At 35.4% G+C, this 23,651-nt stretch carries 20 protein-coding genes; 19 read left to right on the top strand and 1 reads right to left on the bottom strand.

The window, feature by feature from the left end:
- Positions 1-30: 30 nt before the first annotated feature.
- Positions 31-1,193 (bottom strand): IS3 family transposase gene (locus I5818_RS15495; RefSeq protein ID WP_209391787.1). Its coding sequence is split into 2 segments (ribosomal slippage): positions 31-917 and positions 917-1,193, totalling 1,164 coding nucleotides; the frame shifts between segments, so codons are not numbered across the junction.
- A gap of 232 nt (positions 1,194-1,425) precedes the next feature.
- Between I5818_RS15495 and I5818_RS15490 the strand changes: the two genes are divergently transcribed.
- From I5818_RS15490 to I5818_RS15400, 19 genes are all read left to right on the top strand, one after another.
- Positions 1,426-2,163 (top strand): ClpP family protease, encoded by a 738-nt coding sequence (locus I5818_RS15490; RefSeq protein WP_213083996.1) that lies wholly within the window; start codon positions 1,426-1,428, stop codon positions 2,161-2,163.
- Positions 2,160-2,369 (top strand): YlzJ-like family protein, encoded by a 210-nt coding sequence (locus tag I5818_RS15485; RefSeq protein ID WP_078110521.1) that lies wholly within the window; start codon positions 2,160-2,162, stop codon positions 2,367-2,369. Before I5818_RS15490 ends, I5818_RS15485 begins: the two co-directional genes overlap by 4 nt.
- 185 nt (positions 2,370-2,554) lie before the next feature.
- The gene (locus I5818_RS15480; protein ID WP_078110523.1) at positions 2,555-4,873 is read left to right on the top strand and encodes an FtsK/SpoIIIE family DNA translocase; all 2,319 of its coding nucleotides are present in this window, start codon (positions 2,555-2,557) and stop codon (positions 4,871-4,873) included.
- A 592-nt stretch (positions 4,874-5,465) separates the two neighbouring features.
- The gene (locus tag I5818_RS15475) at positions 5,466-6,191 is read left to right on the top strand and encodes a GntR family transcriptional regulator (protein ID WP_071977859.1); all 726 of its coding nucleotides are present in this window, start codon (positions 5,466-5,468) and stop codon (positions 6,189-6,191) included.
- Positions 6,192-6,232: 41 nt separating this feature from the next.
- Entirely contained in the window at positions 6,233-7,312 is a 1,080-nt protein-coding gene (locus I5818_RS15470) for a BMP family lipoprotein (RefSeq protein ID WP_078110520.1), read from the top strand.
- A 341-nt stretch (positions 7,313-7,653) separates the two neighbouring features.
- Positions 7,654-9,189 (top strand): ABC transporter ATP-binding protein, encoded by a 1,536-nt coding sequence (locus I5818_RS15465; RefSeq protein ID WP_078110519.1) that lies wholly within the window; start codon positions 7,654-7,656, stop codon positions 9,187-9,189.
- On the top strand, positions 9,182-10,225 hold the full coding sequence (locus tag I5818_RS15460; protein WP_078110518.1) for an ABC transporter permease: 1,044 nt from the start codon (positions 9,182-9,184) through the stop codon (positions 10,223-10,225). Before I5818_RS15465 ends, I5818_RS15460 begins: the two co-directional genes overlap by 8 nt.
- Entirely contained in the window at positions 10,226-11,185 is a 960-nt protein-coding gene (locus I5818_RS15455; RefSeq protein WP_071977856.1) for an ABC transporter permease, read from the top strand. It begins immediately after the preceding gene.
- Positions 11,186-11,396: 211 nt separating this feature from the next.
- Complete coding sequence (yfmF, locus tag I5818_RS15450; RefSeq protein WP_078110517.1) at positions 11,397-12,677, top strand: EF-P 5-aminopentanol modification-associated protein YfmF; 1,281 nt, start codon at positions 11,397-11,399, stop codon at positions 12,675-12,677.
- Positions 12,674-13,963: an EF-P 5-aminopentanol modification-associated protein YfmH gene (yfmH, locus tag I5818_RS15445; protein WP_078110516.1), complete on the top strand. Its 1,290-nt coding sequence runs from the start codon at positions 12,674-12,676 to the stop codon at positions 13,961-13,963. The genes yfmF and yfmH overlap by 4 nt, the downstream gene beginning before the upstream one ends.
- Before the next feature lie 162 nt (positions 13,964-14,125).
- Complete coding sequence (ymfI, locus tag I5818_RS15440) at positions 14,126-14,848, top strand: elongation factor P 5-aminopentanone reductase (protein WP_078110515.1); 723 nt, start codon at positions 14,126-14,128, stop codon at positions 14,846-14,848.
- A 69-nt stretch (positions 14,849-14,917) separates the two neighbouring features.
- Positions 14,918-15,175: a DUF3243 domain-containing protein gene (locus tag I5818_RS15435; protein ID WP_058002717.1), complete on the top strand. Its 258-nt coding sequence runs from the start codon at positions 14,918-14,920 to the stop codon at positions 15,173-15,175.
- 205 nt (positions 15,176-15,380) lie between these two features.
- Positions 15,381-16,172, top strand: coding sequence for a DUF3388 domain-containing protein (locus I5818_RS15430; RefSeq protein WP_078110514.1), 792 nt, complete (start codon positions 15,381-15,383; stop codon positions 16,170-16,172).
- An 18-nt stretch (positions 16,173-16,190) separates the two neighbouring features.
- A complete protein-coding gene (locus tag I5818_RS15425; protein WP_078110513.1) occupies positions 16,191-17,114 on the top strand; it encodes a helix-turn-helix domain-containing protein in 924 nt (307 codons plus the stop codon).
- 37 nt (positions 17,115-17,151) lie between these two features.
- Positions 17,152-17,733 carry a CDP-diacylglycerol--glycerol-3-phosphate 3-phosphatidyltransferase gene (gene pgsA / locus I5818_RS15420; RefSeq protein WP_078110512.1) on the top strand — a complete coding sequence of 194 codons (582 nt, stop codon included), beginning with the start codon at positions 17,152-17,154 and terminating at the stop codon, positions 17,731-17,733.
- Between the two features lie 21 nt (positions 17,734-17,754).
- Entirely contained in the window at positions 17,755-18,990 is a 1,236-nt protein-coding gene (locus tag I5818_RS15415) for a competence/damage-inducible protein A (protein ID WP_078110511.1), read from the top strand.
- 263 nt (positions 18,991-19,253) lie between these two features.
- The gene (recA, locus tag I5818_RS15410) at positions 19,254-20,288 is read left to right on the top strand and encodes a recombinase RecA (protein ID WP_078110510.1); all 1,035 of its coding nucleotides are present in this window, start codon (positions 19,254-19,256) and stop codon (positions 20,286-20,288) included.
- Between the two features lie 512 nt (positions 20,289-20,800).
- The gene (gene rny, locus I5818_RS15405) at positions 20,801-22,360 is read left to right on the top strand and encodes a ribonuclease Y (RefSeq protein ID WP_058002723.1); all 1,560 of its coding nucleotides are present in this window, start codon (positions 20,801-20,803) and stop codon (positions 22,358-22,360) included.
- Positions 22,361-22,702: 342 nt separating this feature from the next.
- A complete protein-coding gene (locus I5818_RS15400; protein ID WP_058002724.1) occupies positions 22,703-23,503 on the top strand; it encodes a TIGR00282 family metallophosphoesterase in 801 nt (266 codons plus the stop codon).
- The last annotated feature ends 148 nt before the right edge of the window (positions 23,504-23,651 follow it).

Raw genomic sequence — 23,651 nt, 5'->3', positions numbered from 1 at the left:
ACCCGTTAAAATGAGACTTAGAAAAAACACCTATGCTGCCTGTCCCCTGTATTCCAGTGGGGACAGGTAGTTTAATTTTGCCTGAATTCGTACATGATTATATCGGTACATGTATTGATTTACAATTTGTACTACTTTAGAATTGGATATAGATGCTCTACTTTGAGCGTTGAATCCTTCCGACTTTAGCGAGGAGTGAAAGGATTCAATGACGGCATTATCATGGCAGTTTCCTTTTCGGGACATGCTTGTGGTAATGCCTTTTCTTTTGGCCAAATTCTGATATGCATGTGAAGTATAGACAGATCCCTGGTCGCTATGAAGAAGTAACCCTACTGGTTTACGTAATTCTACAGCTTCCCTCAATGTGTCTAATACTAGGTTAATATCTTGGCTCGTACCTATTTTGTAAGCCACTATTTCGTTGTTATATAAGTCCATAATCGTTGATAAATATAACATAGTCGAGCCATAAGGTAAGTAGGTAATGTCGGTTACCCATTTTTCATTTAATCGGCTTGCTTTAAAATTACGATTGAGAGTGTTCGGCACAATAATATTACTCTCACCACAAATGTACTTTTGTCGCTTCTTCTTAACTTGACACTGAATCTCAAACTTTTGCATAATTTTTTGTACAGTTTTGCGGTTTACATTTATCCCATACTTTCTGTTTAAGATGGATTTAATTTTACGATGACCATAGTGATAGAAGTTTTTCTTACACAGCTTGATTACTAGCTCTTCTAATGAAGTTAGCTCAACTTTTTTATACTTCTTTTTCCAACGGTAATATGTTGACTTAGGTATGCCTAATACTCCAAGAATATCAATTATTTTAAAAGTGGCTGAGAGTTCTTCTACAACTTGGACAATGACTCGTGGCTCCAACTCCTTTCGATCTCCTGGTACTTTTTTATAATTGCCAATTGAGCCTCTAGCTGTTTATTCTTTAGTTTTAATTCTTCTAGCTCACTCATTTCCTCCGATTCTTTACCGTAGGAATATTGTTTTCCAACTTGTTGCGAAAATCGATAGGTTTGGCCTGTTTTGTACCATCGCATCCATGTTTTAATTTGAGTCTTATTTTTTATCCCCAGTTGTTCCATTATTTCTTTGTTTGTCATTCCAGCTTGTTTCATTTTAATTACTTCCCATTTTACTTCTTCTGCGTAATGTACTCTTGTGCCCATAGAAAAACACCCTCCTAAGAATCATATTGTATTAATACGATTCAGGGGGTGTTTTTTCCTTGTCTCATTTATTTGGGTCTCTCCAAAAATATTTTCCTGGTTTTTTTATGTTATTTGGGTATCAGGTATTTGAATGAATGAAAAAAGAGTGGTAGTGGATACTAATCATATTGAGGGGTATAAGATAAATTGTGATTGATAAAGGAGATTTAAAATGGAAAAAGAATTTCAAATGGAGCAACAGCCTTCTCCAGAGAAATCCGATGAGAATAAAGATAATAAGCCGGGAATTATTGATAAAATTCAACAGCTAGGCCAAACAAATGTCCCACAATTATCGCAGGACACAAATATTCATTGCTTAACAATTGTTGGACAAATCGAGGGGCATATGCAGTTGCCACCACAAAATAAAACAACAAAATATGAACATGTTATTCCACAAATCGTGGCGATTGAACAAAATCCTAAAATTGAGGGACTTCTTGTCATTTTAAATACGGTAGGTGGAGATGTTGAAGCGGGACTTGCGATTTCAGAAATGCTAGCATCATTATCAAAACCGACTGTTTCTATCGTTTTAGGTGGCGGACATTCAATAGGTGTACCGATCGCGGTTTCATGCGATTACAGCTTTATTGCTGGAACAGCAACGATGACTATTCATCCCATTCGTTTAACGGGACTAGTAATTGGTGTCCCACAAACATTTGAATACTTAGACAAAATGCAAGAACGGGTCATAAACTTTGTTACAGAGCATTCAAATATTGAAGAAGATGTCTTTAAAGAATTAATGTTCGCGAAAGGGAATTTAACAAGGGATATTGGAACAAACGTGGTTGGCATTGATGCAGTAAAAACAGGGCTAATTAATGAAGTCGGCGGGGTAGGAGCTGCAATAAAAAAATTAAATGAATTGATCGAAGTAAATAAAAATCAAAATAGTTCTGAAGGAATGATTCAATGATCCTCTATACAACTGTTCCACAGGAATTAATTTTTCAAACGGATGCAAATGAATATAGTAAATATAAAACCATCGTCTACAATAATGTACCAATGCTAGTAGAACAATTAGAACATAATTATCGGATTGTACGAATACTTAGTAGTAATCCAGTTGATTTCTTAAACAGTGAGTTGAATCCAGGACAAATGATATCCTTCTTCTAAATGATATTTTTTCACATATATTCCTTTATGCAACAATAAAATACTGCTACAGTCGTTTTCTTCACTGAAATGATTATGATATAATAAGGTAAATTGTGGGGTTGTCTAAAAGTAAAGGGGTTAAACCTCTTAATAGACAACCCTTCCATTTTCTTATTATAAGGTGATTCGTGAGGGTGAAAGAAATGGCGGCTAAAAGGAAACGAAGGAGCAAGAAGTCTCAGCAGATAAAGATAAATATACGTTTTGAATTGGTAGGAATTGTGTTAATTGCTCTAAGTTTAATATCAATTATAAAGCTTGGTGCAGTTGGTAAAGCTTGTGTATTCTTTTTTCGCTTCTTTTTAGGTGAATGGTATATGGTCGCTTTAATAGGCATCATTTGGCTAGCTGTCTATTTAATGATTAAAAGAGAATGGCCATTCTTTTTTGGTCGTAAGCTATGCGGTATATATATTTTTCTAATCAGTTTATTGTTATTAAGTCATGTGAAATTATTTGAATTATTAAGCCGTGAGGGACATGTGAAAAATCCAAGTGTGTTACAAAGTACTTGGGAATTATTTTGGAAAGAAGTGAAGGGAGATACATCAACACCAGATATGGGTGGTGGTATAATTGGTGCGATTTTATTTGCTGTGTCTCACTTCTTATTTGATTCTCTAGGAACAAAAATACTGTGTATGGTCCTAATTGTAATTGGCTTCATTCTTATAACTGGGAAATCCATTGGTACTGTCTTTGAAAAATTGGGTGCTCGTATAAAAGAGTTTGTCAGCCATCAATGGGAAATGTCCAAAAATGATTTAAAAGAATGGAAAATAGATCGAAAAGAAAAGAAAGAACAGAAAAAAATAGACGCTATGGTTGAGGAATCAGTTATTGAGGAAAAACAACAAGTAGATTCTGACAAAGAAATTAAACCAATTATATCGAGTTTTACAGAAAGAGCTTATACTCCTGAGGAAATGGATAAGCCACAACATGAACCTGATAACCCTTCTATTTCTACAAAAAGTGAAGAAATAGCAGAAGAAGATTTAGCACCGAATATTACGTTTACAGAAGTTGAAAATGAAGATTATCAATTACCACCTATTTCATTATTGAAAAGACCAAAAGCAACAGATCAAAGCAGAGAATATAATTTAATTCATGCGAATGCTGCAAAATTAGAAAGAACCTTTCAAAGCTTTGGAGTTAAAGCACGTGTGACGCAGGTGCATTTAGGTCCAGCTGTAACAAAGTATGAAGTGCATCCAGATGTAGGTGTAAAGGTTAGTAAAATAGTCAGTCTCAGTGATGATATTGCTCTTGCGCTCGCTGCAAAGGATATACGAATGGAAGCACCCATTCCTGGAAAATCAGCGATTGGTATTGAAGTGCCAAATTCAGAAGTAGCAGTTGTCTCGTTAAGAGAAGTACTAGAAGCAAAAGAATTGGACAAGCCTGAATCTAAATTACAAATTGGTTTAGGACGCGATATCACAGGGGAAGCAGTCCTGGCAGAGCTAAATAAAATGCCCCATCTTTTAGTAGCTGGTGCGACCGGTAGTGGGAAAAGTGTATGTATAAATGGAATCATAACTAGTATTCTTATGAGGGCAAAACCACATGAAGTCAAATTAATGATGGTTGACCCAAAAATGGTTGAATTAAATGTGTATAATGGTGTTCCCCATTTACTGGCACCCGTAGTTACAGATGCCAAAAAAGCATCACAAGCACTTAAAAAAGTTGTAAGTGAGATGGAACGTCGATATGAATTATTTTCGCACACGGGAACTAGGAATATTGAAGGGTATAATGATCATGTAAAAAAACATAATTTAGAAACTGGAGAAAAGCAACCATTACTCCCATACATAGTCGTAATTGTGGATGAGCTGGCTGATCTTATGATGGTCGCTTCAAATGATGTGGAGGACTCAATCACTAGACTTGCTCAAATGGCTCGTGCAGCAGGAATTCATTTAATCATTGCCACTCAAAGACCATCAGTTGATGTTATAACAGGGGTTATTAAAGCAAATATACCATCTAGAATTGCATTTGCTGTTTCATCGGCAACCGATTCTCGGACCATTCTTGACATGGGTGGAGCTGAGAAACTATTAGGAAGAGGAGATATGCTGTTTCTTCCTGTTGGTGCATCGAAACCAGTACGTGTACAAGGGGCATTTCTCTCAGATGATGAGGTAGAGGAAGTGGTAGACTTTGTTATATCTCAACAAAAGGCCCAATACCAAGAGGAAATGATTCCAGATGATATAACTGAAACAATTGAGGAAGTCGACGATGAACTTTATGATGATGCCGTTCAACTGATTGCTGAAATGCAAACAGCCTCAGTCTCAATGTTGCAACGGCGGTTTCGGATTGGTTATACAAGAGCAGCTCGATTAATTGATGAAATGGAAGTAAGAGGTGTAGTTGGTCCTTATGAAGGAAGTAAACCAAGGGTCGTTCTTATACCAAAACCTTCAGAAGAACAAAGCTCATGATGAGGAAAGTTAATTTCCTCATCTTTTTTTATACTCTATATTTAAAACAACAATTTAAACACGATTTTTTCACTTGTGTTGGACAATATGTGTGGCTCCAATTCAGGTTGTGGAACACATAATTCCCTTTTCGGCTCCAAAATGTGTCACCAAACCTGATTATGAAACACATAATTCCCTAATCGGCTCCAAAATGTGTCACCAAACCTGATTATGAAACACATAATTCCCTAATCGGCTCCAAAATGTGTTTCCAAACCTGTTTCTGGAACACATTATTCCCTTATCAGCCCCAAAATGTGTCTCCACCCCCGTTCTGGAACACATAATTCACTCCTCAGCTACATAATCAGTTTCATATACCTATTATTGGAATTAAAGGAAAATTTCCTGCGCAGTCTGTCGGATTGGAGTGAACGTTTACACTTTTTATTATTAGGATTATTGCCAATTTTCGTCTTTAGTCGCTTTTTTTCGACAAAAGCGAAAAATTATATTTATTATCCTTCAAAAAAATGATATAGTAATTTCGATTAGTAGGAATAATTGATCAGAGGTCTGATGACTTATAAGAATGTTTGGGGGTCCATTTATGTTAATTAAATCAGATAGTCGGCATCTTTATCTCCAAGTGATCGATAGAATTAAAAAAGATATCGATACAGGAGTATATAAAGAAAAGGAAAAATTGCCATCTGAATTTGACTTAGCAAAACAGTTAGGGATTAGTCGGGCGACATTGCGTGAGGCACTTCGAATTCTCGAGGAAGAAAACGTTATCACCCGTCGTCATGGTGTTGGTACATTTGTAAATCCAAAGCCATTATTTACTTCAGGTATTGAGCATTTATATAGTGTGACCGATATGATTATCCAAGGCGGAATGGAACCTGGAACGATTTTTTTAAGTTCAAAGACTCAGGAATCGACAGAGGAAGATATGAATCGTTTTTTATGTAATGAAGAAGAGGATATCGCTGTCATTGAAAGGGTAAGAACTGCAAATGGTAATCCAGTAGTTTACTGTATTGATAAAATACCAGAAAAGCTCTTTCCTTGGGAATATTCATATAATGATAGCTCGTTCTTCAATATTTTAGAGCAAAAAAACGGCAAAAGGATTACACATGCGGTGACACAAATAGAGCCAATAGGCTACCATGAAAAGATTTCACCCATACTCGAATGTGATCCTGAAACCGCTCTATTAGTTCTAAAACAGCTTCATTACAATGAGGACGATAAACCAGTTCTATACTCTGTTAATTATTTCAAGGCAGATAAATTCAGTTTTCACGTTGTTAGAAAACGAATCTAGTTTTTATTCTTACTAAATCATAAAAATAGGGGGTACAAAAAGTGAAAAAGCGCAAAATTGGTTTCGCTCTCTCACTAGTGCTAGCTGCAGGAACACTATTAGGTGCTTGTGGTACAAGTGATAAGGAAGAAGGTTCAACAGGCAAGGGAGACAAGAAAAAGGAATTTACTGTTGCTTTAGTGACTGATGTTGGTGGTGTTGATGACAAATCATTTAACCAATCAGCATGGGAAGGTCTAAAAAAATTTGGTGAAGATAATGGATTGGAAAAAGGTACAGATGGTTATCACTACCTTCAATCAAAATCTGACGCCGATTATAAAACAAACCTAAATACAGCAGTTCGTAATAAATTTGATTTAATTTATGGAATTGGTTATAAATTAAAGCCAGCTATAGAAGAAGTCGCTAAACAAAGAAAAGACAGTCACTTCGCGATTGTTGATGATGTGATTACAGATAGAGATAATGTTGCAAGTATTACGTTTAAAGAACATGAAGGTTCATTCTTAGTTGGTGTAGTAGCAGGCTTGACAACTAAATCAAATAAGGTTGGATTTATTGGTGGTACAGATAGTGACCTTATTAATAAATTTGCTGCTGGATTCCAAGCAGGTGTAAAAGCGGTTAAACCTGATGCAGATGTGAAAATTGAATTTGCAGGTGCATTTGACAAAGCAGATAAGGGTCAATCAATGGCATCTGCGATGTACAAATCAGGTATTGATATTATTTATCATGCGGCCGGTGGAACTGGTAATGGCGTATTCACAGAAGCGAAAAACTTAAAACAAAAAGATCCGAATAGTAATGTTTGGGTAATTGGTGTTGACCGCGACCAAGTGGATGAAGGACAAGTAAAAGTAGACGGCAAAGACTATAATGTAACTTTAACATCTATGATTAAACGTGTAGATTTAGCAGTTGAAGATTTATCTAAAAAAGCAAAAGACGGGAAATTCCCTGGTGGAGAACATATTGAATATGGTATCAATGAAGATGCTGTAGGTATTGCACCTTCCCAAGAGAATTTAACACCTGAAGTGCTTAAAGCTGTTGATGAATGGAAAGAAAAAATTATGAATGGTGAAATTGAAGTGCCATTAAAACCGACAAAATAATTGTAATTATGGGGCTGTCTAATACATCATTTTAGACAGTCCTAAAAAGATTTTTAATAAAAAGTAAAATCATTTTTTACTTTTTATTTAGAATCTTTTGCCATTATAAAATTTTATTGATAGGGTGTTGAATGCTGCTTTGTAAAAGCTAAACTGCAGGCTTTTACACCCAATAAAAGAATCAGTGACTTTTATAATGTTTGTAGCTCTTTTCTCAGTGAAATGAAAGGGATGGCGGTCTAAAGCTGAAAGTTATTATTAATACTTTACTTAAATAGCCACGTTGTTTGAGAAAAGAGCCTTAATAAAAAAGCGGGTCACCTTTAAAAGGAGGGTTTAGGGTGGAGTATGTTATAGAAATGTTAGGGATTCGCAAAGAATTTCCTGGTATTGTTGCGAATGATGACATTACCTTGCAAGTCAAGAAAGGGGAAATTCATGCACTTTTAGGTGAAAATGGAGCTGGAAAATCGACCTTAATGAATGTTCTTTTCGGTTTATACCAGCCTGAAAAAGGAGAAATTCGAGTTAAAGGTAAAAAAGTGAATATTACTAATCCTAATATCGCCAATGACTTAGGAATTGGAATGGTTCATCAGCATTTTATGCTAGTGGATACTTTTACAGTCACTGAAAATATTATTCTAGGAAAAGAGCCTAAATCATCGGGTACGATAGATATTAAAAAAGCAGAAAAGGAAGTTCGTGAAATATCTGAAAAGTATGGTTTATCAGTTAACCCAAAAGCAAAAATAGCTGATATTTCAGTTGGTATGCAGCAACGTGTTGAAATCTTAAAAACATTGTATCGCGGGGCAGAAATTATTATATTTGATGAACCAACAGCAGTGTTGACACCCCAAGAGATTACCGAATTAATTCAAATAATGAAAACACTTATTAAAGAAGGGAAATCCATCATATTAATTACACACAAACTGAAGGAAATTATGGAGGTTTGTGATCAGGTTACAGTTATTCGGAAGGGGAAAGGCATAGGAACTGTTAATGTGAAAGAAACAAATCCTAATGAACTGGCGAATTTAATGGTTGGACGTGAAGTAGTGTTCACTACACAAAAAATCCCTTCCAATCCAAAACAAAATGTATTAGAAATAAAAGATTTGGTTGTCAAGGATTCTAGAGGAGTTCCTGCTGTACGAGGGTTAAACTTAAATGTTCGTGCTGGTGAAATTATTGGAATTGCTGGTGTTGATGGAAATGGACAAACAGAGCTTATTGAGGCAATTACTGGCTTGAGAAAATCGGAAAGCGGTTCGATTAAAATAAATGAAAAAGAGATTCGTAATTTAAAGCCAAGGAAAATTACTGAATCCGGAGTAGGCCATATTCCGGAGGATCGGCATAAGCATGGTTTAGTTTTAGATTTTCCTATTGGAGAAAATATTGTATTACAAACCTATTATCAGAAGCCTTACTCGAAAAATGGGATATTGAATTTTAAACAAATCTATCAGAAAGCAACAAAGCTAATACAAGAATTTGATGTTCGTACACCAAGTGAATATACATTAGCTCGTTCTTTATCTGGAGGAAATCAGCAAAAGGCTATTATTGGACGCGAAGTAGATAGAAATCCCGATTTATTAATTGCTGCTCAGCCTACTAGGGGATTGGATGTTGGGGCAATTGAATTTATTCATAAGCGACTGATTGAACAAAGAGATAATGGAAAAGCTGTTTTGCTTATATCCTTTGAGCTTGATGAAATCTTGAATGTCAGTGATAGAATCGCAGTTATATATGAAGGAACAATTGTTGCAATAGTTGATCCTAAAACAACAACAGAGCAAGAGCTAGGCCTATTAATGGCTGGATCGAAAGGTCAGGAAGCAGGTGAACAAACAAATGTCTAATCGTTTAATTAATATACTTATACCAATCATTTCTGTTTTATTAGGGCTAATTGCCGGAGCAATTATCATGCTTATTAGTGGATATAATCCAATAAGCGGATATCTTGCTTTATGGAATGGAGCGTTTGGTGATTCCTTTTATATTGGTGAAACTTTTCGTCAAGTAACACCATATATTTTAGCAGGCTTAGCTGTCGCATTTGCTTTCCGAACAGGTCTATTTAATATCGGTGTAGAAGGTCAGCTATTAGTTGGATGGATTGTTTCGGTTTGGGTTGGACTGACCTTTGATTTACCAAAGATCATCCATTTACCTCTAGCCATAATTGCAGCGATTATTGCAGGGGCTATTTGGGGGTTTATTCCTGGATTATTAAAGGCAAAGTTCCGAGTTCATGAAGTAATTGTGACAATCATGATGAATTATATTGCACTGCATGTATCCAATTATATTATTAGAAATGTACTATCTGATGAATCAGACACTACTGCAGAAGTACCAGCTTCAGCTTCACTAAAATCGGACTTTCTACAAAGCATTACAGATTTTTCAAGTCTTCATAATGGAATTTATTTGTCAATTATTGCTGCAATTATCATGTGGTTTTTACTTGAAAAAACAACAAAAGGTTATGAACTTAGATCTGTAGGCTTCAATCAACATGCATCACATTATGCTGGGATGAATGTGAATCGGAATATTATCTATTCAATGGCCATTTCAGGAGCATTTGCAGGTCTAGCTGGTGCGATGGAAGGTTTAGGGACATTTGGCTTTGCATTCTTACAATCTAGCTTTTCTGGTGTTGGATTTGATGGTATTGCCGTTGCATTATTAGGGGGAAATACGGCATTCGGTGTGGTTATTGCCTCCATTCTTTTTGGTGGTTTAAGAGTAGGTTCCTTAAATATGCCGATTGATGCGAATGTACCTAATGAATTAGTTGAAATTGTTATTGCATTAATTATTTTCTTCGTTGCTTCAAGCTACATGATTAAATGGCTCATTACTCGTTTTAAAAGGGAGGCGAAATAAGTGGATTTAATGACTGCACTTGAAATTATTGTAACATCTTCCCTTTTAGTTGCTGGACCACTTATTTTTACAGCACTAGGTGGAGTTTTTTCTGAACGTTCTGGGGTTGTTAATATTGGTTTGGAAGGCTTAATGATAATCGGAGCTTTTAGTTCGATCGTTTTTAACTTAACATTTGCTGACACTTTTGGAGCTGCAACACCATGGGTTGCACTTATTGTTGCTATGATTGCAGGGGCAATCGTTTCTTTACTACATGCATTAGCATCGATAACCTTTAGGGCGGATCAGACGGTCAGTGGTGTAGCGATTAACTTCTTTGCTCTTGGTTTATCTTTATTTCTTGTAAAGAAATGGTATGACAAAGGGCAAACTGATTTTATTAAAGAAAATTTTAGAAAAATAGATATACCGTTTCTAAGTGATATACCAGTAATAGGAGATTTATTCTTTAGTGGGGTCACATATGCTTCGTATTTAGCTATCATTTTGTCCTTTGTTGTGTGGTTTGTTATATATAAAACCCCTTTTGGATTAAGACTTCGCTCAGTGGGTGAACACCCTGCCGCAGCTGATACAATGGGGATTAACGTAACAAAAATGCGTTATATTGGCGTTATGTTATCTGGTGTTTTTGGAGGGTTAGGTGGTGCAGTATATGCACAAACAATCACACTTGATTTTAGCCACTCTACAATTACAGGACAAGGCTTTATGGCATTAGCTGCAATGATTTTTGGAAAATGGCATCCACTTGGTGCAATGGGCGCTGCACTATTCTTTGGATTCGCTCAAAGTTTAAGTATTGTTGGTGGAGATATTCCTTTCTTAAAGGATATTCCAAGTGTTTATTTACTTATTGCTCCATACGTATTAACAATTTTAGCTCTTGCTGGATTTATAGGGCGTGCAGATGCACCAAAGGCAAGTGGAATTCCTTATATTAAGGGACAAAGATAGGTTTAGCAAAAGGCTCCGAATCATTCGGGGTCTTTTGTTTATTAGAAAGCTTTCTTAATAGATGGAAGAACCATTTTTTTTTAATCCATCGGATGAACTATGCGCTAAGCTATTTTTAAACGGTAAATACTTGTAGGACATTATCTATAACATGTATAGTAAGAATAACTTCATAACAAAATAGTAAAAGAAAGCTAAAGGAGGATTGGCTATGTCTGTTGCAAATGAAATGGTTATTAAGACTGAAGGATTTACGTTACATATAGTAAAAACCAATAAATATAAAACCAATACACTTGTATGGAAAATGAAAGCCCCCTTGAATGCCGAAACAGTAACTCTTCGTGCACTTCTATTGAATGTATTACAAAGTAGTACAAAAAAGTATCCAACAACTACAGCATTACGAACATATCTAGATGATTTATATGGTGCAGGCTTCTTTGTTGATTTAGCAAAGAAGGGAGAACAACATATTATGTCGTTTTCAATTGATATTGCAAATGAAAAGTTTCTTAAGGATTCCACCCCACTCCTTCAAAAAGGTATAGATTTTTTAGCAGAGGTATTATTGAATCCAAACATTGAGAATGAAAGCTTTCATCAAGAAACAGTTGAGAAAGAGAAACGCATCTTAAAGCAAAGAATCCAATCCATTTATGATGATAAAATGCGTTACTCGAATGTTCGATTAGTGGAGGAAATGTGTAAGGGTGAACCTTATGCACTCGATGCAAACGGAATAGCATCTAAAGTAGAAGAGATTACACCGCAAAATCTATTTGATTATTATAAAAAAGCAATAAGTGAAGATGAACTACATTTATACATCATTGGTGATGTGAATGAAAATGAAGTAGAAACATTTTGTAGGAACCTCCAGTTTGAAAATCGTTCACCTATTCAACTAGAACGTAAAGAAGGAAGTAATGTTAAAGAAGTAAAAGAAATTAAGGAAAAACAAGATGTAAAACAAGGAAAGCTGAATATCGGATATCGTACAAACGTCCATTTTGGCGATCAAGATTATTTTGCACTCCAAGTATTCAATGGGATTTTTGGAGGGTTTTCACATTCAAAGTTATTTATTAATGTACGTGAAAAAGCTAGTTTAGCCTATTATGCCGCGAGTAGGTTAGAAAGCCATAAAGGATTATTGATGGTAATGAGCGGAATAGAAGCAAAAAATTATGATCAAGCAATAACCATCATAAGAGAACAGATGGACGCGATGAAAAAAGGTGATTTCACAGATCAAGAAATCGAGCAAACAAAAGCAGTTATTAATAATCAGCTCCTTGAAACGACAGATACATCTAGGGGATTGGTTGAAATTCTTTATCATAACGTAATCGCCAATCAAAATTTTACTGTGGATGATTGGATTCAAGGGATAAATAAAATTTCAAAACAGGATATTATTGATGTTGCGAAAAAAATTGAATTAGATACAATCTATTTTCTAACTGGATTGGAGGGAAATGGAGAATGAAGAAAATTGCTTTTGACCAATTGAAGGAAACACTTTATCATGAAAAAATGGAAAATGGGTTAAACGTTTATATATTACCGAAGCAAGGGTTTAGCAAAACCTTTGCAACTTTTACGACTAAATATGGTTCAATTGATAATGACTTTGTTCCGTTGAATTCAACTGAATATAATCATGTTCCAGATGGAATTGCTCACTTTCTTGAGCATAAACTATTTGAAAAAGAAGATGGCGATGTGTTTCAGCAATTTAGTAAACAAGGTGCATCTGCCAACGCTTTTACGACCTTTAATCGGACTGCCTATCTGTTTTCGAGTACATCTAATGTGGAAAAGAATCTAGAAACCTTAATCGATATGGTACAGAGTCCATATTTTACAGAAAAAACAGTAGAGAAAGAAAAAGGGATTATTGGTCAGGAAATAACCATGTATGATGATAATCCTGATTGGCGCTTATATTTTGGGGTAATAGAAAATATGTATCAGCATCATCCCGTAAAAATTGATATTGCTGGAACGATTGAATCAATTTCCCATATTACAGATCAGCTACTATATGAATGTTACAATACATTTTACCATCCGAGTAATATGCTTTTATTTGTAGTTGGTCCCGTTGATCCTGATCAAATCATGAATCTTATTCGAGATAATCAAAATAAGAAAGATTATAAGGATATGTCGGAAATCAAGCGTCGTTTCGAAGATGAACCATCTAGCGTTGCTGAGAAAAAGAAGGTTCTACAAATGAATGTTCAAACACCTAAATGTCTGGTAGGAGTAAAAGCTTGTGATGTGGCACAAAGTGGAAAAGAAATGCTGAAAAATGAGCTGACGATTAATTTATTATTAGACATCCTTTTTGGAAAAAGCTCAAAGAGCTATTATGAACTATATAATGAAGGATTAATTGATGAAACGTTTTCATATGATTACACACAGGAAGAGGGTTTTGGTTTTTCAATGGTTGGTGGAGATACCGAAAAGCCTGATGAACTTTCAGAACGTATACAATCGATTATGATGGAAGCGAAAAGTGGGAATTATTTAACGGAAGAATCCCTAGAAAGAACGAAGAAGAAAAAAATAGGTGGATTTTTACGTCAATTAAATTCACCTGACTATATTGCGAATCAGTTTACAAGGTATTCATTTAATGAAATGAATCTTTTTGATGTTGTACCGACATTAGAAGAGATTACTTTTAATGATTTAAAAAAATCAGCAGAGCAGTTTTTTGAAGAAGATCGCTTTACCGTTTGTCAGGTAATACCAAATAAATAAAAGGTTAAAAAAGTAAATGAGAAACTCGGAGATTCCGGGTTTTTCTATTTTGTTTGTTCTAAAATGGAAAAACTTATTGAATTGGAAATACTATTAAAATTTCAGGAAGATATGTCTTTTTATTAAAAAGGAGTATTGCTTTGAATAGGAGAGGATAGATAAATGAAGAAATATGCACTTATAACTGGTGCAAGTGGGGGAATTGGTTCGGAAACAGCTCACACAATGGCTAAAGAAGGCTGGAACTTATACTTACATTATAACCACAATAAAGAGGCGATGGAGAGACTATTAGCCGAGCTTTCAATATATAATCTAGAACTAATTCCGATTCAAGCAGATCTATCTACTGACTCAGGGATTGATAAGCTATTGAATAATATTTTTCATATTGATGCGATTTGTTATGTAAGTGGAATATCCCATTACGGGCTTTTTGTGGATACTGATGACCAAATCATTGAAAAAATGTGGAAAATACATGTACATGCACCAATGGTTATTATAAAAAAATTATTACCAAAATTAATGAAAAATGAACAATCCTATGTTGTTCTTGTTAGTTCAATATGGGGACAAACGGGTGCTTCATGTGAGGTAATCTATTCAACTGCTAAAGGAGCTCAAATCTCTTTTGTAAAAGCACTAAGTAAAGAGGTTGCACAAAGTGGTGTAAGAATTAATGCAGTAGCACCGGGTGCTGTTAATACACAAATGATGGGGATATTTTCAGAAGATGAAAAAATAGCACTGGAAGAGGAAATTCCAATGGGAAGACTTGCGAATCCATGTGAAATTGCTGAAACTATCCAATTCCTTCTTTCAGAAAAGGCCTCATATATTACTGGTCAGGTTTTGGCAGTAAATGGGGGCTGGTATACATAATAATAAATGAATAAAACCTCCGTTCTCAGAACAAAATAACATCGTACTTAATTTAAGGAGGTTGAAAGTATGTCAGTGTTAGAAAGCTGGGATCAATGGAAAGACTTTCTTGGTGATCGGTTAAATCAAGCGAAGCAACAAGGAATGTCTCAGGAAACAATTAACCAACTAGCTGAACAGGTTGGAGATTACCTAGCACAACAGGTAGATCCTAAAAATGAACAGCAACGAGTACTTTCTGATTTATGGTCCGTTGCATCACAAGAAGAACAACAAGCCATTGCAAATGTTATGGTTAAGCTTGTCCAAAATAATGGAACACATTAATTGCTGTAAACGCTGAGGGGAAAACACCCCTCTTTTTTTACATCCAAAAATGTCTAAAATTGTATAAAGAACTGTAAAAATCCTCTTATATAGTAAAAATAAACGATTTTTTATCGAAACATGGCTAGTTTTTCCTTTCATCTTATAGAGAAATCATTTATTATAGAAGCTAACGGATATAGAATAATGTCGTGGTGGGGAGTTTATGAATCGTAAAGAATGGTATTTAGAATATGAAATTCAAATAAACCGCCCAGGTCTTTTAGGGGATATTTCTTCATTACTAGGTATGCTATCAATTAATATTATTAGCATTAATGGTGTTGATGATGGTAGAAGGGGCCTGCTTTTATTAGTAAAAAGTGAAGAACAAATTGCAAGATTAGAATCTATCTTAGCTACAATGGAAACCATTAAAGTAACGAAAATTCGCGAACCAAAATTAAGAGATAAACTTGCGGTTCGGCATGGTCGATATATACAAAGAGATGCCGACGATAAAAAAACCTTTCGATTTATCAGGGATGAATTAGGTTTGCTTGTCGATTTTATGGCAGAGTTATTTAAGCAAGAAGGACATAAGTTGATTGGTATTCGGGGAATGCCACGTGTAGGGAAAACAGAATCAGTAGTTGCTGCAAGTGTTTGTGCAAGTAAAAAATGGTTATTTGTTTCATCTACATTGTTAAAACAAACGATACGAAATCAATTAATTAAAGATGAATATAGTTCAAATAATATATTTATATTGGATGGAATAGTTTCTACACAGAGAGCTGATGAACGTCACTGGCAGCTTGTTCGGGAAATTATGCGTTTACCTGCAGTTAAGGTAATCGAACATCCTGATATATTTGTTCAGAACTCAGAATACTCATTAGAGGATTTTGACTATATTATAGAACTGCGTGACAATCCGGAACAAGAAATTACATATGAAGTAATACAGAAAAATAACTTTTTTAGTGATTCGGGTTTTGGTGGATTTGATTATTAGATTGGCAGGTGTTCAGGTGTGACAGAATTAGGAAGTCGCTTGAAAGAAGCAAGACAAGCGAAAGGACTTAGTTTAGATGATTTACAGGAAATCACCAAAATACAAAAACGCTATTTAAAAGGGATCGAAGAAGGAAATTATGATATGATGCCTGGAAAGTTTTATGTTCGGGCATTTATTAAACAATATGCAGAGGCAGTTGGATTAGAAACTGAACAGATTTTTGAAGAATATAAACGGGAAGTACCTGATGTTTACAATGAAGACTTACCAGAGCAAATTTCTCGTGTACAATCAAGAAAAACAGTTGCACCTAGTACTTCAAAAATGTTAGACATTTTTCCAAAAATACTTGTTGCTGTTTTTATTATTGCTGCAATTGCTCTTGTTTATTATTTAGTTACTAATTTCGCTGGTTCTGGTTCAAAGGATAAGCTGGGTAACTCAAAGGATACACCAATAGAAACACAGCCAGTGAAAGAAAAAAATAAACCGGTAGCACAGGATAAAGAAGATAAAACGAAAGATAATACTACTCAAGATAAAAATGATAACAATCAAAATGATGCAAACAAAAAAGATGAAGAAGATAAAAAAGCAGAAACTCCTGCCCAGGAAGTAAAAGTGATATCTGCTAGTGGGAGAAATTCTACTTATCAATTAGTGAATAGTGAAAAATTTGAAGTGAAATTAGTTTCAACTGGACGTACATGGGTAAACATGAAGAATGGCCAAGGTCATTCATTCTTCCAAGGAACATTAGAAGAAGGAAAGAGTCAAGCTGTTGATTTTTCAAATGAAACTGAAGCATATCTAGTTATTGGTAATGCTACCCAAACTGAAATTTACATAAATGATCAAAAGCTAGAGTTTGCCGTTCCACCTAGTGAAAGTACCAGTCAAAATATAACAATTCAATTTGAAAAAACTAAAACTGAATAGTCATCGATTGATGGCTATTTTTCTGGAGGAAAGATTCGTGAATTTACCAAATAAAATTACTGTATTACGAGTTTGTTTAATACCAATATTTGTGATTATTATGGTAGCACCGTTTGATTGGGGTACTATAAACTTATTAAGTGCTGAGATGCCTGTTACCCACTTTGTGGCTGCATTAATCTTTATTGTAGCTTCTGCGACTGATTGGGTTGATGGACATTATGCTAGGAAACTGAATTTAGTAACGAATTTAGGGAAGTTTTTAGATCCTTTAGCAGATAAATTACTAGTTTCTGCAGCATTTATTATATTAGTTGAACTTGGATTTGCTCCATCTTGGATGATCATAGTGATCATTAGTCGTGAATTTGCAGTAACTGGTTTACGAGCGATTCTAGCAGCAAGTGAAGGAGAAGTAGTAGCTGCTGCTATGCTTGGAAAAATTAAAACATGGACACAAATTGTTGCCATCGCATTATTGTTGTTACATAATTTTCCTTTTGGAGAAGGTGGATTTCCCCTTGGAATGATTGCATTATGGGTTGCATTATTTTTTACTGTTTGGTCCGGATGGGATTATTTCTATAAAAATCGCCACATTTTTGTCAATTCAAAATAAGTATCAGTGGAGGTGATTGAGATGAATGCTGAAATTATCGCTGTTGGTTCAGAGCTATTATTAGGTCAAATTGTTAATACCAATGCAAAGTTTATTTCGAAAGGCTTGGCCGAAATCGGTGTAAATGTATTCCATCATACCGTTGTAGGGGATAACCCTGAACGGTTAAAGAAAAGTATTGAAATCGCTGAACAACGAGCAGACTTAATTATTTTTACTGGTGGCCTTGGACCGACAAAAGATGATTTAACAAAGGAAACGATTGCTAAGCATCTGAATACGAAGCTTGTTCAAGACGATGAGGCTATGGATTCAATTGAAGCCTACTTTCAACGAACAAAAAGAGTGATGACAGAAAATAATAAAAAACAAGCACTGATTTTGGAAGGTGCCAAAGTATTGCCAAATGATTATGGTATGGCACCTGGGATGCTGTTACAGCAAGAAGAGCAATATTATATGCTACTTCCTGGACCTCCACATGAAATGGAACCGATGTTTACTCATTATGGTATTCTTGCGATCCAAGAAAAGATGGGAACGATTGAAAAAATCGAATCTAGAGTTTTAAGGTTTTTTGGTATTGGTGAAGCTGAGCTGGAAACTAGAGTTGAAAGTATTTTGGAACGCCAATCTAATCCAACTATTGCCCCTCTTGCAGCAAATGGTGAGGTAACGCTAAGAATTACGGCAAAACACACATCAATTGAAGAGGCGAAAAAATTAATCGATAAAACTGAGCAAGAAATTCTTCATCTTGTCGGCGATTATTTTTATGGTTATGATGAGACAACCATCATGGCTGAAGTAATTAAGCAATTGGAAAAGGAAAAACTAACGATAGCATGTGCAGAAAGTTTAACTGCTGGTTTGTTTCAATCGGAAATGGCGTCCCATTCTGGAGTCAGTTCAATTTTCAAAGGTGGAATTGTCTGTTACTCGAATGAAGCAAAAGTGAAGCTTGTTCAGGTACAAGAGAATACGATTGAACAATATGGTGCAGTAAGTCGAGAGACGGCTATTGAGCTAGCAGAAAATATTCTCCAATTACTAGATTCTGATATTGGAATTAGTTTTACAGGAGTTGCTGGGCCTGATAAGCTGGAAAATAAGCCGGCCGGTACGGTATGGATTGGAATTGCAAGAAAAAATAAACCAACTAAGACCTATTTACTAGACCTCGCAAGCAGTAGAAATGGAAATCGAGTTCGAACGGTCAAATATGGTTGTTATTATCTATTAAAAGAATTAGTATGAAGCAGAACGGTATGATTGTACCGTTCTTTTTGCTCTTTCTACCAGAGAATTGCAGAATACGAAAAATCAATTTTTAACTTTGATAGGTACTTATTTTTACATATATTTTGGTTAAAAAAAGTAATTCTAATGAAAATAACCTAAAAAAAAGACGAATAAATGTTCGTCATTTTACTTGGCAAACTATGAAAAAACGGTTATAGTAAAGATAGATTTATTAAGCAAATTTCTTTGAAATTTCTAATCATAAAGGAGGAAATTTAGTGAATGATCGTCAAGCAGCCTTAGATATGGCGTTAAAACAAATAGAAAAACAGTTTGGTAAAGGTTCAGTAATGAAACTTGGGGAACAAACTGATAGAAGAATTTCAACTGTTCCTAGTGGATCATTGGCCCTTGATGTAGCGTTAGGTGTTGGCGGATACCCAAGAGGACGTGTAATAGAAATCTATGGTCCAGAAAGCTCAGGTAAAACAACTGTTGCCCTACATGCTATTGCAGAGGTACAAGCTAAGGGTGGGCAAGCAGCGTTTATCGATGCTGAGCATGCACTAGATCCTGTATATGCCCAAAAATTAGGTGTTAATATTGATGAACTACTGTTATCTCAGCCAGATACTGGGGAGCAAGCGTTAGAAATTGCGGAAGCTCTTGTTCGTAGTGGAGCAATTGATATTATCGTTATCGATTCTGTTGCAGCACTTGTACCTAAAGCGGAAATTGAAGGTGAAATGGGTGACTCCCATGTCGGATTACAAGCACGCTTAATGTCACAGGCATTGCGTAAATTATCTGGTGCAATCAACAAGTCAAAAACAATCGCGATCTTCATTAACCAAATAAGGGAAAAAGTAGGGGTTATGTTCGGGAATCCTGAAACGACTCCTGGCGGCCGTGCACTTAAGTTTTATTCATCTGTACGTCTTGAGGTTCGTCGTGCAGAACAGTTGAAACAAGGAAATGATATTGTTGGAAATAAAACAAAAGTAAAAGTAGTAAAAAATAAAGTGGCACCACCTTTCCGCGTTGCAGAAGTAGATATTATGTATGGTGAAGGAATTTCTAAAGAAGGCGAAATCATTGATATGGCTTCTGAATTAGATATCGTTCAAAAAAGTGGATCATGGTATTCTTATAATGATGAACGTTTAGGTCAAGGTCGGGAAAATGCGAAGCTATTCCTTAAGGAAAATCCTGAATTGCGCAATGAGGTTATGATGAAAATACGCGATCATTATGGATTAGATGATCAAAAAACTGCCCCTGCTGAGGAAGAGCAAGAGGAATTTGATATTTAAATCATTGTTCTCTCCTAAAAAAGTGTTCTCATAAAAGTGAAATTTTTCTAGCTGACTATCTAGATTTAAAAATCTAAATAAGAATGAAAAGTAAATTTATAGAACGAAAAATATATAGCAAAGTCACTTCATTTATTGATGGCTTTGCTTTTTCTATTGTTTAGGATGACTAGTTTCATTGAATTAATATAGTAGGTTTAGTGGCCCAATAATAGATTGACAAGAAATAATACATACTATCAAAACAAATATAATGTTTCTTTCCTTCCTTTATAAAAAAATGATCAGTTTAAATAAAGCACAAACAGTTGGACAACTTTACATAAAATGTTAATCACGTTGGATAAGTCCTTGACAATAAAATGACACAACTATAAAATTAATATGTATAATTTTATTTTTTTAAAATTTGATTTTTAAGCCCTAGCGCTGTATATTGAAACCTATGTAACAATGTAGCAGCCGACATGTTTGAGACATGATAAAAGTTCATAGCAAGGGGAGGTGAAATAATGGAATTATTAAGTGTAATCATCTCCATTTTGCTTGGCCTCGTCGGTGTAGTTGTTGGCTATCTTTTACGCAAATCCATAGCTGAAGCAAAAATAACAGGAGCAAAAAATGCAGCAGAGCAAATTTTAGAAGATGCAACTCGTGATGCTGAAAACTTGAAAAAAGAAGCCCTGTTAGAAGCGAAGGATGAAAATCATAAGCTTCGTACTGATATTGAACGTGAACTTCGTGAACGAAGAAATGAATTGCAAAAACAAGAAAATCGATTATTGCAAAAGGAGGAGAACCTCGATCGTAAGGATGAATCACTTGACAAGCGTGAAGCAACACTTGAAAAGAAAGAGGACTCTCTAAATTTCAGACAACAACATATTGAAGAGATGGAAAGCAAAGTGGATGAGATGGTACAGAAACAGAAGTCTGAATTAGAACGTATCTCTAGCCTTACCCGCGATGAAGCAAAAGCAATTATTATTCAAAAAGTTGAAAATGAGCTTTCACATGATTTAGGAATGATGATTAAAGAAAGCGAAAATCGTGCGAAAGAAGAAGCGGATAAAAAGGCGAAAAATATCCTTTCTCTTGCCATTCAGCGTTGTGCTGCAGAACATGTTGCTGAAACAACAGTTTCTGTAGTAAACTTACCGAATGATGAAATGAAAGGGCGAATTATCGGTCGTGAAGGACGGAATATTCGAACATTAGAAACGTTGACTGGAATCGACCTTATCATAGATGATACGCCAGAGGCGGTAATCCTTTCAGGTTTTGATCCGATTCGTAGAGAAACGGCTCGTATTGCATTAGAGAAGCTAGTTCAAGACGGACGCATCCATCCAGCACGAATTGAAGAAATGGTGGATAAAGCAAGAAGAGAAGTAGACGAACATATTCGTGAAATTGGTGAACAAACTACCTTTGAAGTGGATGTACATGGACTTCATCCAGATTTAATTAAGATATTAGGTCGAATGAAATTCCGTACTAGCTATGGTCAAAATGTCCTTAAGCATTCAATTGAAGTTGCTCATCTCTCAGGGCTTCTGGCAGCCGAGCTAGGAGAAGACGCAAGATTAGCTCGTCGTGCAGGATTGCTTCATGATATTGGAAAAGCTGTCGATCATGAAGTAGAGGGAAGCCATGTAGAAATTGGTGTTGAATTAGCGACGAAATATAAGGAACATCCTGTTGTTATTAACAGTATTGCTTCTCACCATGGTGATACTGAGCCAACATCCATTATTTCTGTATTAGTTGCAGCAGCAGACGCGTTATCAGCTGCTAGACCTGGTGCACGAAGTGAAACACTAGAGAATTATATTCGAAGACTTGAAAAGCTTGAGGAAATCTCAGAATCCTATGAAGGTGTAGATAAATCATTTGCGATTCAAGCTGGTAGAGAAGTAAGGATCATGGTGAAACCAGAACAAATTAATGATCTTGAAGCACATCGCTTAGCGCGAGATATTCGTAAGCGAATCGAGGGTGAACTAGATTATCCAGGTCATATAAAAGTAACAGTGATACGTGAAACAAGGGCTGTTGAATATGCAAAATAAAGCGGTGTACTCTACACCGCTTTATTTTTGTTTATGGCTCTTTTCTCATTTAAGTAAAGTTTTAACTAATAACTATTGGCTGAAGATCACTGCGCCCTTCATTTCATTGAGAAAAGTGCTGCAAACTTCATAAGAATCGCTGAATCTTTTAGGGGGTAAAAGCCGTCAGCTGGGCTTTTACAAAAGCAATAAACTATACGAAAACAGCCTAGTTTTTATGCTAAGGGAATTTTAGGTCTTTGTTATAAATACAAATGTACTGCTATAATGTAAATGTAAACATCATAAATGATTGAGTTGTACAAATAAATTGTACATCAACAGCTAGAAAGGGAAAAAATTATGAAGATTTTATTTGTTGGGGATGTTGTAGGTTCCCCAGGCCGTGAAATGATTACAGAGTACTTACCGAAATTAAAATCAAAATATCGTCCAGAGTTAACTATTGTGAATGGTGAAAATGCTGCCGGTGGAAGAGGAATTACTGAGAAAATATATAAGCAATTTCTTAATGATGGGGCAAATGCTGTGACATTAGGGAATCATTCATGGGACAACAAGGATGTATTTGAATTTATTGATGCAGCTAAATCAATTGTAAGACCTGGGAACTTCCCAAAAGGAACACCAGGTACAGGGTTAACTTTTGTAAAGTCAGGTGGGGTAGAGGCAGCTGTTATTAGTCTACAAGGAAGAACATTTCTTCCTGCTATCGATTGTCCATTCGAAACTGCAGAAGAGCTAATCAATCAAGCGAAAAATAAAACCAATATTATTTTTGTAGATTTTCACGCAGAAGCTACTAGTGAAAAACAAGCAATGGGCTGGTTTTTGGATGGGAAGGTGACTGCAGTCATTGGAACACATACCCATGTTCAAACAGCAGACAATCGTATTTTACCGAATGGAACAGCATATTTAACTGATGTTGGAATGACTGGTCCATATGATGGGATATTAGGAATGGAGCGGGGAGCTGTAATTAAAAGATTTTTAACTAGTCTTCCTGTTAGGTTTGAGGTACCGAAAGATGGAAGAAAGCAATTGAGTGCCTGTCTAATAGATGTGGATAACAAGACTGGAAAAGCAAGAAAAATAGATACTTTGCTTATAAATGATGACCATTTATTTATAGCTGAATAAAAAATAATCAAAAGTATAGCAAAGAGACAAAAAGAAAATAAAAATCCTCCTTTTTTTCGAACAAGCCGGAATACAAACGAATTTTAGTGAATATAGTAGCAATGGAATGATTATACCAGGATTGTTCACTTTCGAATGGACATTCGGT

Source organism: Heyndrickxia oleronia (genome assembly GCF_017809215.1).
Lineage (GTDB): Bacteria > Bacillota > Bacilli > Bacillales > Bacillaceae_C > Heyndrickxia > Heyndrickxia oleronia.
Note: the sequence above shows the minus strand (reverse complement) of the source record. Positions and strands in the feature narration are given on the sequence as shown.